The 13,911-nt window shown below is 39.7% G+C and carries 15 protein-coding genes; 7 read left to right on the top strand and 8 right to left on the bottom strand.

The genetic code is table 11. The features are described 5' to 3' along the window. The first annotated feature begins 10 nt into the window (after positions 1–10). Positions 11–109, top strand: coding sequence for an IS3 family transposase (locus tag ACEYKX_RS05170; protein WP_373767147.1), 99 nt, complete (start codon positions 11–13; stop codon positions 107–109). A 142-nt stretch (positions 110–251) separates the two neighbouring features. On the opposite strand, the gene ACEYKX_RS05165 is transcribed toward ACEYKX_RS05170, so the two are convergent. Next, positions 252–812, bottom strand: a complete 561-nt coding sequence (locus ACEYKX_RS05165) for an NAD(P)H-dependent oxidoreductase (protein WP_373767067.1) — start codon at positions 810–812, stop codon at positions 252–254. A 72-nt stretch (positions 813–884) separates the two neighbouring features. Further along, on the bottom strand, positions 885–1,850 hold the full coding sequence (locus ACEYKX_RS05160) for an alpha/beta hydrolase family protein (protein ID WP_373767068.1): 966 nt from the start codon (positions 1,848–1,850) through the stop codon (positions 885–887). A gap of 177 nt (positions 1,851–2,027) precedes the next feature. Between ACEYKX_RS05160 and ACEYKX_RS05155 the strand changes: the two genes are divergently transcribed. Further along, the gene (locus tag ACEYKX_RS05155; RefSeq protein WP_373767069.1) at positions 2,028–2,930 is read left to right on the top strand and encodes a LysR family transcriptional regulator; all 903 of its coding nucleotides are present in this window, start codon (positions 2,028–2,030) and stop codon (positions 2,928–2,930) included. 83 nt (positions 2,931–3,013) lie between these two features. Here the strand turns inward: ACEYKX_RS05155 and ACEYKX_RS05150 are convergent, their stop codons facing one another. Both ACEYKX_RS05150 and ACEYKX_RS05145 read right to left on the bottom strand, forming a co-directional pair. Then, complete coding sequence (locus ACEYKX_RS05150) at positions 3,014–3,454, bottom strand: nuclear transport factor 2 family protein (RefSeq protein ID WP_373767070.1); 441 nt, start codon at positions 3,452–3,454, stop codon at positions 3,014–3,016. Positions 3,455–3,476: 22 nt separating this feature from the next. Continuing rightward, the gene (locus ACEYKX_RS05145; RefSeq protein WP_373767071.1) at positions 3,477–4,058 is read right to left on the bottom strand and encodes an NAD(P)H-binding protein; all 582 of its coding nucleotides are present in this window, start codon (positions 4,056–4,058) and stop codon (positions 3,477–3,479) included. A gap of 115 nt (positions 4,059–4,173) precedes the next feature. Between ACEYKX_RS05145 and ACEYKX_RS05140 the strand changes: the two genes are divergently transcribed. The 5 genes from ACEYKX_RS05140 to ACEYKX_RS05120 all read left to right on the top strand — a co-directional run bounded on the left by ACEYKX_RS05140 (position 4,174) and on the right by ACEYKX_RS05120 (position 11,253). Further along, positions 4,174–4,566, top strand: a complete 393-nt coding sequence (locus ACEYKX_RS05140; protein ID WP_373780605.1) for an MmcQ/YjbR family DNA-binding protein — start codon at positions 4,174–4,176, stop codon at positions 4,564–4,566. Beyond that, positions 4,563–5,456 carry a LysR family transcriptional regulator gene (locus ACEYKX_RS05135; RefSeq protein ID WP_373767073.1) on the top strand — a complete coding sequence of 298 codons (894 nt, stop codon included), beginning with the start codon at positions 4,563–4,565 and terminating at the stop codon, positions 5,454–5,456. The genes ACEYKX_RS05140 and ACEYKX_RS05135 overlap by 4 nt, the downstream gene beginning before the upstream one ends. Positions 5,457–5,634: 178 nt before the next feature. Next, entirely contained in the window at positions 5,635–6,846 is a 1,212-nt protein-coding gene (locus ACEYKX_RS05130) for an ATP-binding protein (RefSeq protein ID WP_373767148.1), read from the top strand. A gap of 6 nt (positions 6,847–6,852) precedes the next feature. After that, the gene (locus ACEYKX_RS05125) at positions 6,853–10,857 is read left to right on the top strand and encodes a hypothetical protein (protein WP_373767074.1); all 4,005 of its coding nucleotides are present in this window, start codon (positions 6,853–6,855) and stop codon (positions 10,855–10,857) included. A gap of 150 nt (positions 10,858–11,007) precedes the next feature. Next, positions 11,008–11,253 carry a hypothetical protein gene (locus ACEYKX_RS05120; RefSeq protein ID WP_373767075.1) on the top strand — a complete coding sequence of 82 codons (246 nt, stop codon included), beginning with the start codon at positions 11,008–11,010 and terminating at the stop codon, positions 11,251–11,253. An 85-nt stretch (positions 11,254–11,338) separates the two neighbouring features. Here ACEYKX_RS05120 and ACEYKX_RS05115 read toward each other — a convergent pair whose 3' ends face one another. The 4 genes from ACEYKX_RS05115 to ACEYKX_RS05100 all read right to left on the bottom strand — a co-directional run bounded on the left by ACEYKX_RS05115 (position 11,339) and on the right by ACEYKX_RS05100 (position 13,910). After that, positions 11,339–11,662 carry a dienelactone hydrolase family protein gene (locus ACEYKX_RS05115; protein WP_373767076.1) on the bottom strand — a complete coding sequence of 108 codons (324 nt, stop codon included), beginning with the start codon at positions 11,660–11,662 and terminating at the stop codon, positions 11,339–11,341. Then, positions 11,604–12,098 (bottom strand): hypothetical protein, encoded by a 495-nt coding sequence (locus ACEYKX_RS05110; RefSeq protein ID WP_373767077.1) that lies wholly within the window; start codon positions 12,096–12,098, stop codon positions 11,604–11,606. The genes ACEYKX_RS05115 and ACEYKX_RS05110 overlap by 59 nt, the downstream gene beginning before the upstream one ends. 9 nt (positions 12,099–12,107) lie before the next feature. Continuing rightward, positions 12,108–12,560: a DMT family transporter gene (locus ACEYKX_RS05105; protein WP_373767078.1), complete on the bottom strand. Its 453-nt coding sequence runs from the start codon at positions 12,558–12,560 to the stop codon at positions 12,108–12,110. Positions 12,561–12,806: 246 nt separating this feature from the next. Then, entirely contained in the window at positions 12,807–13,910 is a 1,104-nt protein-coding gene (locus ACEYKX_RS05100; protein ID WP_373767079.1) for a carboxymuconolactone decarboxylase family protein, read from the bottom strand. Between the last annotated feature and the right edge of the window lies 1 nt (position 13,911).

Genomic DNA, 13,911 nt, shown 5'->3' with positions numbered 1-13,911 from the left:
ACAGACAGAAATTGAAGCATATTTGGTGTATTACAACCAAAAACGAATTAAACCCGACTTAAAAGGATTGAGCCCGGCACAATACCGAGCTCAATATTTACGTGAGTAACCTGTCCAACTTTTGGGGGGCAGATCATGTGTTATTTAAATAACTTTTCGACCTCAGATAAAAATTCATCAGACAACATTTGTTGCCCCATACGCCCACGAATGACATATAAATGCTTGTTAAACGTACCGTGGTTTTACAGTTACAAAGATTGAATTAACTGAATTAAACGCTGGGCATGGTCAAGGGCATTGGCTTGGACTTTGGCTAATTCATCCGCACCGCTTACCACTGCGATATAGTGCATACTTTGCGAATACACAGGCGTTTGAAAAGCCATACCACATAAATGAGCGGTTTGCGAAAATTGTGGGAAAAAGGCTGGCAATTCCATGCCTTCATGTCCGCCCACCGAATAATCCTGTGCCGAACCGCCCGTGGTAAACGAAATAATCAGCGGTTTTCCGTGCAATTTATCGCCCGTAGAACCATAGGCAAAACCATGTGTATGTACATCGTCAATCCATTTTTTTAGTAATGCAGGGGTGCTGTACCAATAAAACGGAAATTGCCACACAATCACATCGGCACGGCTTAATGCGTCTTGTTCGGCTGACACATCAATTTGATAATCAGGATACAATTTATCCAAAAAACGTACTTCTACATTAGGCAACTGCTTTTGAACTTCTTTGATAATTAACGCATTGGCGGTAGATTGTGCTAAATTGGGGTGTCCTGAAATGATTAAAACTTGTTTCATTGTATTTTCCTAAATAAAACGGTGTATTGGCAAAAAATCAGCACAAATACACCGCTTTTAATTCAGTATAAATTATTTCATATACTTATCTAAAAACGCCAACACGGTTTCAGGGTGTCTGCCAAAATGGTTGTAACCATCTTTAAAGCGACGAGTTGTACCTTCAATCCAGAATAATTCTTTTTCCGTTGCACCCAGTAAATCAAAGGTTTTTTGAGCATCTTCTGGGTTGCGTGTCCAAGCATCATCTAACACTTGCACAATCATGGTCGGCATTTTCACAGCGTGTGCCCACAAATGCGGTGTCATTTCAGACGCTACAAAACCGCCCATTTTCATCAATTCAAGGTCAATCAATTCTTGATATTGTTGTACGCCTTGCAATTCGGAAAATGCGTCAAAAATCGCCCCCATAGAAACCACCATTGGGCTAACCATACATTTCACATTTTCAAATAATTCAGGACGTTCCATAATGGCACGATATTGAGAATTACCGCCCATACATTGACTGTATAACGCCACTTTCATTTTGGATAATTCAGGGTGATTATCAACAAATTGTTTTACGCCCACACAATCACGCCATTCCCAATTACCAATACCGCTTAATCCGCCATTGGCTGACGCACTGTTGCCGTGGTTGCGAATATCGTAAGTTAAAACATTGTAGCCTGCATCGGTCAAATGTTTATATTGAATGACAAAATCAATTTCTACCGCATCAAAACCCGCCCAAGGCAAACCAAAATGCCCAGGGTAGCCACTACGACACATCGGTAAAGCATGGTTAAAAATCACCAATTTATCGCTTTTTTCTTTGGCGGGAATATACCATGCTTCCAATGCCGTGCCGTCCAAAGATTGAATAATCAAATCTTGGTATTGCATACCGTATTCATCAGGCGTTTTGAAAATAAAGCTACGCAACGGGCGAATAATATTGGCTAAACCTTTGACTTTTTCATAGTCTTCGGCAGAAATGGTTTTTTCTTGCTCTAATGCTTTGGCAAGGCGTTCTTTTGACATTCGGGCCATAATGCTTTCCTCTTAAAATATTTCTATAACGTGTTCGAACTGAACATGGATTATTATGTAATGAAATAATGAATAAAACCATTCCTGAATTTGAGATTTATTATTCGTAAACATGGAATAATTGCAAAATTTTGGCATAATCATACCGCTTGTTTATCACGTTAAAATAGAAACATTATGAATAGATTGGACGCTTTAAAAATCTTTTGTTCGGTCGCTGAAACCTTGCAATTTCGGGAATCGGCTTATCGGTTAGCGGTATCGCCCCAAGTGATTACCCGAACCATTAGCGAGTTGGAAAAGGAATTGGGCGAAGTGCTGTTTCAACGCAGTACACGGCAAGTCAAATTAACCGATTTCGGCAAACAATTTTTACCGCAAGCCCAACAATTATTGGCAGATAGCGAACGGCTTTTTTCTAAGGAAAGCCTTATCGCAGATCAGCATATCGCAGGCGTGGTGCGGATTGCCGTGCCGGATATGGCGTTAATGCGAGATGTGTTGGCGGAGTTATGGGACAAATTGGCGGACTATCCCGATTTGATGATTGATTGGCGATCGGATTTGGGGTTGGTGGATGTGGTTGATGAACAAATTGATGTCGGTATCCGCTTTGGTACACCCGAAGATAGCCGTTTGATTATCAAAAAAGTCGGCACAGCGGAAGATTGCATTGTTGCCAGCCCCAAGTTGATTGAAAAAGTCGGCAAGCCACAGGATTGGCACAGTTTGCAACGCCACTACCCGTTAAGTGCCTTAGTTAATCAAAATACAGGACGGGTGTGGAGTTGGTATTTGTCTAATCAACATCAATTCGCGCCAACCAAACCGAAATTTGTCAGCAATCACATGGAAAATGAATTGATTGGTGTATTAAAAGGACATGCCTTTGGCTGTTTACCGCGTTTAATGTGTCAGCCGCATTTATTAACGGGCGAATTGGTGGAATTGTTCCCCGAAATGGAACGCAAACAATGGATTGCCTATGTGTACCGTCCACAACGTACTGTTACGCACCCTCGGGTCAAATTAGTGTTTGATATATTGGCGGAAATCTTGGAACGGAAGTTGGTGATATAAACTTTTTCACTTTGACAAGCGGTCGGATAATGCGGAAAATTTGCAAAATGTTTACCAAATCCGACCGCTTGTTTATTGAGGAATTATCCCATTTCACGACTTTCGCTAATCATAAAATTAGCAATACGTTTGGCAATCAACCATTTGCCGTCCTGTTTAATATAGCTGTCCTGATAACGCACGCTGTGATCTTGCAACACCTGTTTGCCGTCTTGTTCGCCGACCAATTTCACTGCACAATAATTGATGGCTTCGGCGGTGGTTTCGCCGGTAAACGTCACCGTATGCTGACCGTTTAAATGATAAACCGTATGAAAATTGGCTAAAAAATCACTAAACACTTGCTCGATTTCTGTACGACCTTTCATATCGGCAAACAGTTGACCGCCGATATAAGTCGTCACTTGTGCATCTTCGGTAAACAACGGCATTTGTTCTGTAACCCGTTTTTCATCTGCTAAATTTGAGAACGTATCTACCAAATCTTTTAAGGCTTGGCGTTCAATTAGTTGTTGAATATTCATTGTGTTTTCTTTCTGTTAAAAATTAAACTTTGGCAATGCCGATACTTTGGCGAATGCCTAATTGTTCGTTTTGTACCAATTTATCAATAAAATCAGCAATGCTTTTGCGTGAAACGCTGTGTCCTCGAAAGGCTTCGCCTTTGTAAGTCAAGGCGTAATCTATTTCCGAACCATTGGTAAACCACGCGGGGCGTAACAGGGTAAAATCCAAATCGGATTGTTCAATCACTTGGGCGGATTGGCGATACGGCTCTAAAATTGCACCGTGATTTTCGCCTGTTTCGCCATAAATCCCCATTGAACTGATAAAAATCAGGCGTTTGACTTGATTTTCATTCATTGCTTGTACGATATTGTGTGCCATTACTTTCAAGTTGCCTGAAAGCCCTGCATAAACCACCTCTTGCCCTTTCATTACTGCATTTAATTGCGTGATATTCAACACATCGCCCGTTACAATCTCTACACGCTCGCCGGCAAATTGGCTGACCGATTGAACATTGCGAACAAACAGCGTTAAACGGTGTTCAGGGTTTGTCAATAAAGTGGGAATAACCTGTTTGGCAAGGCTACCGCTCGCCCCTAGAATTAAGATGTTTTTCATTTTGTTTTCCTATCGTTGTTTGATGTGGGGTATTATAGGGAAAGGAATTACATTTGATTAGATAGGTAATTTTGATTAAAGTAATGAGTAAAATTCATTAATTGATGGGGTGAAAATGAATATTGCCGAGTTTATTCAGCAAATCCAAGCGCGTTATCACATATCTGCGGATTACCCTTGGGCGCAATCGCCGGAAAGTGCCGTTTTTCGTCATTCGCATAATCAAAAATGGTTTGCCTTGGCGATCAACGTAAAGCCGATAAGTCTCGGGCGAAACGGAACAGAATTCGTTGAGATTGTGAATTTAAAAGCCAAACCGGAACAGATCGGTTCGCTACGGCAAATCCAGGGCATTTTGCCCGCTTATCACATGAACAAAGAACATTGGATCAGTGTGGTATTGGCTGAAATATCACCCAATTTGCTTTGGGAATTGGTGGAGGAGAGCTTTTATCTCACGCTGAAATTGCCTTCGCAAGCGAAGAAGAGGAATAAAGACGAGTTATGAAAGAAAATCTCAACGACTTACGTGCTTTTATTTTAGTGGCACGCACCGGCAGTTTTACCAAAGCGGCGGCGCAGATGGGCGTGTCGCAATCGGCGTTGAGCCATAGTATTCGAGGTATTGAAGAGCGGTTGAAAATCAAGCTGTTTCATCGCACCACACGCAGTATTTCCACCACCGAGGCAGGCGAACAGCTTTATCAACGTTTATCGCCGTTGTTTGACGATATTGATAAAGAAGTTAATGAGTTAAGTGCCTTTCGTAATGCGGTGAGCGGCAGTTTGCGGATTAACGGCAACGAACACGTTTTCCGTTATGTGTTGAATGAAAAACTGGCGCAATTTATGCAGGATTATCCCGAAGTGCATTTGGATTTAGTGGCGGAAGATCGTTTTATTGATATTGTGGCGGAACGCTTTGACGCAGGCATTCGGCTCGGACACAACGTTGCCAAAGATATGATTGCGGTGCGGATTTCAGCGGATTTACAAATGTGTACCGCCGCCAGTCCTGATTATTTAGCCAAGTATGGCACGCCCAAAACGCCTTATGATTTAACCGAACATCAATGTTTGCTACATTGTCTGCCTACTAGCGGCGGCAATATGGTGTGGGAGTTTCGTGATCCGAAAGCGAAAAAACATATCGTCAAAATCCAACCGCAAGGGCGGTTCAGAGCCAATCACGGCTTTCTGCATAAACGCTATGCGTTGAACGGTTTAGGGATTATCTGGACACCGCAAGATGTAATAATGCAAGAAATTGCAGACGGCAAATTGATCCCGATTTTAGCCGATTGGGATATGAGCTACGAAGGCTATCATCTTTATTACCCTAATCGCCGCCAGAATTCGCCGTTATTTCGGGCGTTGGTGGAGGCGTTGAGGGCATAAAAGTGCGGTGAGATTTTAGCGAGTTTTTACAAATTGCAAATTTCTTTCAAAATCAGACCGCTTGATTTTTGGCTATTTCCATAAAAATACTTAGATGTTTTTTAGTTTTTGTGGTTATAACCCAAAACAAATGATAAAATCATCTTCAAATTATGAATATAACCTAAAATAAATGAAGATGATCAACCGCCCAAACTATCTCCATCAGCTCAAACCATTTATCAATATGCCTTTAATCAAAGTGATTACGGGCATTCGCCGTTCGGGGAAATCAACGGTCATTAAACTGCTGCAAGCGGAATTGTTGGCACAAGGCATTGCGGAACAGCAAATTATTCATATCAACTTTGAAAGTTTTGCCTTTGCTGATTTTAAAACCGCCGACAAGCTCTATGCCTTAGTGAAAGAGAAAATCCAGACCACCGAAAAATACTACCTTCTGCTTGATGAAATTCAGGAAGTTGCCGAATGGGAAAAGGCGGTGAATGCATTTGTTGTGGATTTCAATCTTGACCTTTACATCACAGGCTCCAATTCGCATTTATTGTCGTCCGAACTGGCGACTTACCTTGCCGGGCGTTATGTAGAAATCCCGATTTTTACCTTATCGTACCAAGAGTTTTTAGATTTCAAAGCGGGCTACACACAGCAAATAATGCAAAATTCCACCGCACTTTTCACAGAATATTTGCGTAAAGGCGGTTTTCCAATGGTGCATACGGCGGATTATGAGCAGGAAACCGTCTATAAAATCGTGCAAGATATTTATGCGTCTGTGATTTTGCGAGACACGGTGCAACGCCACAAAATTCGTGATGTGGAGTTACTCGAACGTATCGTTAAATATGCCTTTGATAATATCGGCAACACGTTTTCAGGCAAAAGCGTAGCGGATTATTTCAAAAGCCAACAGCGAAAAGTGGATTTAAACACCGTTTATAACTACTTAAAAGCCTTAGAAAGTGCTTTCATTTTGCACCGTGTCGAGCGTTTTGATATCAAAGGCAAAGAGATTTTAAAAACCCAAGAAAAATTTTATTTGGGCGATGTGTCCTTGCTTTACGCCACGATGGGTTTTCGTACCAGCTTGATTTCGGGTATTTTGGAAAATTTGGTTTATTTAGAACTCAAACGTCGTGGCTATCAGGTTTATATCGGTAAATTCGGCACGCAAGAAATTGATTTCATTGCCCAAAAGCAGAACGAAAAAATCTATATCCAAGTGGCGTATAAATTGGAAAGTGAACAAACCGTTCAGCGTGAATTTTCACCACTACAAGCCATTGCGGATAATTACCCGAAATATGTGATAACCATGGACGATTTTTGGCAGGAGAATATTGATGGGATTGTGCATCAGCATATTGGGGCGTTTTTGTTGGGGGAATAATATATTATGGATTCAAAATTTTATCTTTCTAGAATTTTACGAACAACCGATAACCAAGAATTTAATGAACCTGAGCTACTTTCAGTTAAGAATAAGGTAATTATTGTTCTTGCAGAACCTGGTGCCGGGAAAAGTTATTTATTGGATAGCTTAGCAAAACAAGTAGGTGTTACTAAACATACTGCAAATATTTTCATTCATTCAAATGAAGAAAAATGTGCTTCGCTTGTTATTGATGGTTTTGATGAATTAGTAAAAATTGATTCATCAACGGTAACAAAAGCCCTTGTTATGGCTTTTAATACATCAGCAGGGAGAATAATTTTATCTAGTCGTTCTAGTGAATGGTCTGAGAGCTATACAACATATTGTATGGATATTTTTAATGAAGAACCTTTATTAGTTTATCTTAAACCATTTGATGACCAGGAACAGCAAGAGATCTTCAATTCATATTATCCCAAAGAAGATGCAAAACAATTTTTAAAAGATGCAGGAAAAATCGAATTAACTCCTTTATTATCGAACCCTTTATTTTTAAAGTTATTCTCTAAATCTTATATTGATAATAATCACCAATTTGAAAGTCGATATTCTGCTTTCAAATTTGCTATTGAAGGATTAGCAAAAGAAAGTAACCCAAAACACATTTCTTTATTACCCGCTATAAGAAAAATTGAATTAGCAGAAGATATTTTTACTAAATTAATGTTATCAGGTTCAGAAGGGGTAAGTTTAAGTGATTCGGCATCTAATCGTTTCTATCCGCATATTGCGACTTTAAATTCAGATATAAATATTACACAAATTTTATCTACGCAATTTTTTCTTCCCGCTGATGGGGTAGAACAACATCGCCCTATTCATAGAATAGTTGCAGAATATTGTGCTGGTAATTATCTTGCTAAGAAATTGACTGCAGAAGCTAATCCTTTATCATTGCATCGAATCTTATCTATTATTGCACCAAATAATATTGTACGTGATGAGTTACGTGGTTTGTTCGCTTGGATGGCGGTATTATCAGAAAATCAACGTATTCAGGATACGCTAATCGATTTAGATCCCTATGCGATTTTATCGAACGGAGATCCTGCATTACTATTACCAACATCAAAGATAAAGTTACTTTCTAAATTAAAAGAATTAAATCAAAAGGATCCATATTTCCGCCGTAGTGATAAATGGCGAGACTTTAGTGTTTCAGGTTTTTTCACTGATGAACTGGTTGATGAACTGAAAAATTTATTATCTTCAGATAATTCGGATGGAGATTTACAAGGACTTTTATTAGAGCTATTAACAGATTCTCCGATAGTTTCAAAATTAACTGATGAACTAAAAAGTATTGCTTGCAATACTAGTTTTAAAGATAAATATATACGCAGCTTAGCGGGTAAGTGCTTATCAAAAATTAAGAATTATAATTACCAAGATATTTGGAAAGACTTAATTAATGCTGGGGATAATACTTCGCTTACTATCGCAGCTGATGTGATGACATCGGCTGATACTGAATTTCAAGTACATGATTATGTTAATTTTCTAAGAGTTTGCGCAGAGTTATATCCGACAGATCATCGTATTGAAAGAGCTATTGGCGAGCGTTTCTTTATTAAACAATTTATTCAAAAATTACGTTTGGATTTGGTTATATATCTACTTAATGAGCTATCTGCTAATTTATCCTGCTCTTGCCAAGAAAAGTATGATTGCCACTGCCGAGTTGGTATCAGTAAAATTATCAGTATGCTATTAGATTGCTATTTTGAATTATCTGAAGAACCTTGGGAACCGGAACAAATTTGGAAATGGGTAAAAAATCTCTACTTTCAAAATGGGGTGAGAAAAGAAGATAGCCTATCAGTAAAGATCTTATCTGAAAATGATACTTTAAGACAAGCTATTATAAAAATTGCATTCGAGAATAAATTTGATAATAAATCTATTCATGAAACTAGATATTATAACTTTGAATGGCATACCCACTCTGGCTTATATTTTCAACCTCAAGATCTTAAATATATTATTGATTTAGCTTTTGATACTGATAATATCGAATTATGGTCTTATTTGATGGTTAGACATGATGTCCATAGTAAAGAAAAATTACCTAATCCACTACGCCAGTATATGCGGATGCAAGCATTGCAAAAAACTGAGTTTTTGCGTATTTGGTATAAAAATAATAGAGAGCATAAAGCGTATTATAAAAATAATATTTTAAGACTTAACCGTAAGAAGAGATATAGAAAATATAATAAGAAACAAAGAAAAAAGTTTAATAAAGATATTCAATACATTCAAGAAAATAGAAAATTAATAGAAAGCGGAAGGCATTGGAATGCTCTTTTAGTGTTCTCCCAAACTATCCTACAAGAGCCTGATAAAATTTTAGAAAAATTTGGTGATGAGAAACTAGTGAAAAATGCTATGTATAACTGTTTGGATTATATTGAACCAGATATACCAAGCCTTGCTCAACTAGCAGAGTTACGATGCGAATCTAAAATCTTAAATATTGAGCCTGTTTTATATGTTGCTTGCTTAGAAATATTAAAACGTGATGGTTCTCTAAATTCAGTATCAGTAGGTGCATTAATAGCGTTACGAGCTGGTTTTTCTACATATTGGCTAGGAATGGATTCTAGTGACAGAGAGGTGCTAAAACAAGAAGTGGATAGGTGTCTATTCTCTAATTCAGCAGATACTGAGAAATTTCTACGTGAATATATTGAACCTCAATTAGCTTGTGTGGAATGTAAAAGCACACCAGTAGATTGGCTAGCACATGATGAAACATTTAAATTTTTGCAGGAGACTCTTCCTTTGGAGTGGCTGAAAAAGTTTCCTGATATGAATTTTTCAGCACAGAAAGAGCTATTGCAGTTAGCTATTCAATTTGGTAATCGTGAAGGGCTAAAAGAGTTAGTTCACCAACATTGTAAAAAACTAGTTGATATGGAGCCAGCGTTAGAAGATACGGAGATAACATTTAAAAGAAATTTTTGGTTTGCTCATGCCTTTTATTTATTGAATGAAAATTATGAACCTTTTTGGCAAGAATTAATTAAAGATGCGGATAGTATTTTTATTTTAGAAGATCATTTTGGCTCTTTTGGAGATTATCCAAAATGGATAAGTCTTTCTTCTATAAAAATAGAGTTAATCCTGAATTCTTTTATTGATCAATGGCAAGAGGTTTATTTGCCTAGTATGCATGGTTCGGATAGTCCACCATCAGAAAAAGCTTATCGTTTTTTAAGTGGACTAATTTATAAATTAGAAGGAAATGATGAAGATAATCCAGTGCCAGTTATAGATCGCTTATTGCAGGATGTTCGCTATACAAAATTTTATACTAGTTTAAAGAGTATTAGATTTAATTATTTGCGTAAGACAGTAATTCAAAACTTCCAAACTCCAACCGCTGAGCAAATTGTACACTTATTAGATAGAGATGAAATTATCAGTGTTGAAAATTTACGTGCAATTGTATTGGAAGAACTTCAAGCCTATCAAAATGATTTGAATGGACATGATATTTCTACAAAATCAATTTTTTATCACGGAGAAATGAATATCACCAATCGAATTGATGAAAATACTGCGACCCAGCGTATTGCGGAACGTTTAAGATTACGTCTTGAAAATAAACAAGTAATTCCTATTCGTGAAGGTTATATGAAAGATGATAATCGTTGTGATATTGTTTTTTCTAAATTAATTAATGGAAGAAGAAAAATTCTCCCTGTCGAAGTAAAGGGACAATGGCATCCAGAACTTTATTCTGCATTTGACTCCCAATTAAATCGTTTGTATGCCATCCATCCTGATGCAGAAGGACAAGGTATTTATTTAGTATTATGGTTTGGTTCCGATGAAAAAGTTGCCAATCGAAAAAAACATGGCATAAATAGCGCAGAAGAATTATATCTAAACATTCAAAAACAAATACCTGAAGAATTAAAACATCTAATGGATATTTTTGTTTTAAATTTAGCTATATAACATCATGAATAAGGCATGCCGTCCGAAATTTTCAGACGGTATTTTTTCTCATTCTACCCCAAGCCACCCTTTCAGCTCCTTAATTTTCCCCAATACCGTACTTTTCGAGCGGTAAACCAAGTACCAAGCAGTCGATGTGGGGAATATCGCTTGGATCTCAACCACTGGCTGGCTCACAAGCTGATTCCGGCGTGTTGGCTGATTATCGCCGTTTGCGGCGCGTTCGCGTTTGTGCAACGGGATTTGCTGCCTTATTTGTTGATACAAGTCGACTTCGCCTATTTTAATCATGACGAATCGCAAGCGGTCTTTTATGTCGATTTTTTTGCAATATTGATCGCCGTTGCCTATACCACCCGCATTGCCGTGTGGGCGGTGTTTTTCAGAACAGGCTAAATTTTCCGTTACTCACGAGTTTCAATAGAAGCACAGAGAAATTCGCAAAAGATTGTACTTATCCGACCGCTTGTAAACGGCAGGTTTAACGCTGCCGTTGCCAAAAGGTCACAGCCTGTTTTTCCCAGCCTTCCGCCGTCGTTCCCGTCCCCAATGCGAAGCCATGTCCGAGGTTTTTATAGAGATGGAATTCAGTCGGCACGCCCATTGCGTTGAGTTGCTCAATACGGCGTTTCATCGTATTCGGAGAGGCAATGCCATCCTGCTCGCCGATGGCAACAAAGGTTGCCTGTTCACCTTGGCGATTGTAATCGCTATGTCCTGTGTAGAGCATAATGACACTGCTCGGTTTAGAATTTTCTTCGGTACCAAAAGCCTGTGTGCCGTAAGAGCCAATATACGCCGCCATTCTCGCTCCGGCGGAGGCGCCCCATACGGAAATAGCCGTTAGGGTCGACTTGTAACACTTTTGCATTTTTTCGCACGAATTCGACCGCTTGTGCCATATCTTCAGTGGCAATTTGTCCGCCCATGCCCGCCCGATATTTCACGACAAAGGCATTATAGCCTTGTTCGACACGTGCCAGCATTTTATTCAACGTCTCGGTTACCACCTGCGGTGAAATATGGCTATGGTAGGGCATTAACCGCTCGATCTGCTTTAGGCGTAAGTTCGGTTCATTGCGGTTATCATCCCAAGGCAATAGGCGTTCGGCAAAGCCTTGAAATACAGAGTGAGTCAGAATGTCGTTTACACGGCTGTCTGTGGTAAACGGTTGGGCGAAAAGGGGCGCCTGCACACATATCAGCGCACTGCCCAGTAAGCATAGTGGAATATTTTTCATGTTTCTTCCTTATTTACTCATTTGAATGATAACGACACCGCTCAATAACACCAGCAAGCTCAGCAAACGCCACAGGGTGAAATCATATTGCGGGGCTGAGAACCAACCGAATGTATCAATGAACGTTCCTGTAACGACTTGTCCTAAAATCGGCATAATCGCCGTTTGAACACTGCCCAAACGAGGGAAAATCAAGATATTGACCGTCAGTCCGAACATCGCCAACAAACCGCCCAACCAAATCCACCAAGGTGATTGGTTTAAGGTTTCAGCAGAAACCGCAAGCGGTTCGTTTTGTACGAAAATCAGCAAAATCAATAAGACAGAACCTACACCAAAAGAGATAAAAGATGATAGCAATGGCGATACCACGTTTTTGCGTAACACCGAGTTCATTCCCGTTTGAAAGGCTATTCCCATTCCTACTAGTACCCCAATAGGGGCAGCTAATAACGAAATCATTGTTTTTCTCCGATAAATTAATTTAGATGTATTATAGGTAGGTTAAATTATTTTGATTAGATAGGGAAAGTTGAAAGAGTTATTGAATAAAATTCAATAATTTGGATAGAGAGATAAAAAAAGTGCGGTGATTTTTACCGCACTTTGTAAACTACTCAAAATTTAAAATCCATTTGTAGGGGCGAATTACATTCGCCCTGATGTTCCTATGATTGTTTTGGGGCTAATGTGATTAGCCCCTGCACATTATTGCGCCTTAAACACGTCTTTCAACACACTATCCGTTTTATCCGCCGCCGTTGGATTTTGTTGGCGGATTTCATCAATCACACGCTTCAATTCCGTTTCATTTAAGCCTAGATTTTTCAAAATGCCTAAATGCGAGCGCAGTTGGTTTTGCACGGTTTCAAGGCCGGCTAAGGTGCTGACCGTAACCAATTCACGGTTTACGGGACTCAAATTATCACGGCTGAACAAATAGCCGAATAAATGGGCTTTTAGGGCGTAATCCACGCCGTCAAAATTCCACAACACGGCGGAATTATCCTGTCCGTTTAGGGTGTTGAGCGTATGCGTACCTAAGGCGTAGTAGTCGGTCGGTTCGGTTTGTGTTGGTAGATTGCCTTGCGGATCTTGAATACCTTTTTCGCTACGTTCTTTTAGCACATTTTGCAAGGTCAGCAAGCCGTTTAAGGCTCGCGGAAAACCTGCGTAGGCGTATTGATGAGCAAAAATTTCACGCAATTCATTGACCGTTAAACCGCTTGCCAAGCCTTGCTCAATGGCAGGTTTTAAATGCTCTAAATCGCCGCGAGCGGAGTAGAACGCAATCGGCACAATGGCAAGTTGCTTATTTGCAAGCGGTGTGTTTTGGCTGATTTTTTGCAAATCGGCTTTGGGGTCAGCTTTTGGCAATGCCACTTTTTCCAACCAAGTGGCTTTGTTTTCTTTGGCGTTCGGGCTGATGGCGATATGCGACATTTTGCTGTGTTCGCCCGCACCGTGCCAATGTTTCACGTTCGGCGGACACCAAATCACATCGCCTTTTTTGATGATTTGAACAGGCTTGCCCCATTCCTGTGTGCGACCTTCGCCTTCGGTCACAATCAGATATTGTCCGTGCGAATGGGTATGCCAATCGGTAATCGTGCCGGCTTGAAACTCTACAATCGCCGAACCGTCCGGGCTGTTCGGAATTTCAGGCAATCTGGTAAAACGAGCATCCCCCGAAAAATGATCGCTCGGTGCAGCCATCCATTGATGTTGCGTATAAGGCGTAATGATTTGTTCCGCCAAAGCAGACGAAGTAGCGAAAGCAAGTGCGGTAGAAAATAACAACGTTTTTTTCATT

It is taken from the genome of Glaesserella sp., assembly GCF_041817755.1.
Taxonomy (GTDB): domain Bacteria; phylum Pseudomonadota; class Gammaproteobacteria; order Enterobacterales; family Pasteurellaceae; genus Glaesserella.
The sequence above is the reverse complement of the archived record's forward strand: the minus strand, read 5'-3'. Positions and strand labels throughout refer to the sequence as shown.

Coding starts and splice junctions, on each gene's coding strand:
- ACEYKX_RS05165 (WP_373767067.1), bottom strand. CDS start 812: ATGAAACAAGTTTTAATCATTTCAGGACACCCCAATTTAGCACAATCT.
- ACEYKX_RS05160 (WP_373767068.1), bottom strand. CDS start 1,850: ATGGCCCGAATGTCAAAAGAACGCCTTGCCAAAGCATTAGAGCAAGAA.
- ACEYKX_RS05155 (WP_373767069.1), top strand. CDS start 2,028: ATGAATAGATTGGACGCTTTAAAAATCTTTTGTTCGGTCGCTGAAACC.
- ACEYKX_RS05150 (WP_373767070.1), bottom strand. CDS start 3,454: ATGAATATTCAACAACTAATTGAACGCCAAGCCTTAAAAGATTTGGTA.
- ACEYKX_RS05145 (WP_373767071.1), bottom strand. CDS start 4,058: ATGAAAAACATCTTAATTCTAGGGGCGAGCGGTAGCCTTGCCAAACAG.
- ACEYKX_RS05140 (WP_373780605.1), top strand. CDS start 4,174: ATGAATATTGCCGAGTTTATTCAGCAAATCCAAGCGCGTTATCACATA.
- ACEYKX_RS05135 (WP_373767073.1), top strand. CDS start 4,563: ATGAAAGAAAATCTCAACGACTTACGTGCTTTTATTTTAGTGGCACGC.
- ACEYKX_RS05130 (WP_373767148.1), top strand. CDS start 5,635: ATGATCAACCGCCCAAACTATCTCCATCAGCTCAAACCATTTATCAAT.
- ACEYKX_RS05125 (WP_373767074.1), top strand. CDS start 6,853: ATGGATTCAAAATTTTATCTTTCTAGAATTTTACGAACAACCGATAAC.
- ACEYKX_RS05115 (WP_373767076.1), bottom strand. CDS start 11,662: ATGGCGGCGTATATTGGCTCTTACGGCACACAGGCTTTTGGTACCGAA.
- ACEYKX_RS05110 (WP_373767077.1), bottom strand. CDS start 12,098: ATGAAAAATATTCCACTATGCTTACTGGGCAGTGCGCTGATATGTGTG.
- ACEYKX_RS05105 (WP_373767078.1), bottom strand. CDS start 12,560: ATGATTTCGTTATTAGCTGCCCCTATTGGGGTACTAGTAGGAATGGGA.
- ACEYKX_RS05100 (WP_373767079.1), bottom strand. CDS start 13,910: ATGAAAAAAACGTTGTTATTTTCTACCGCACTTGCTTTCGCTACTTCG.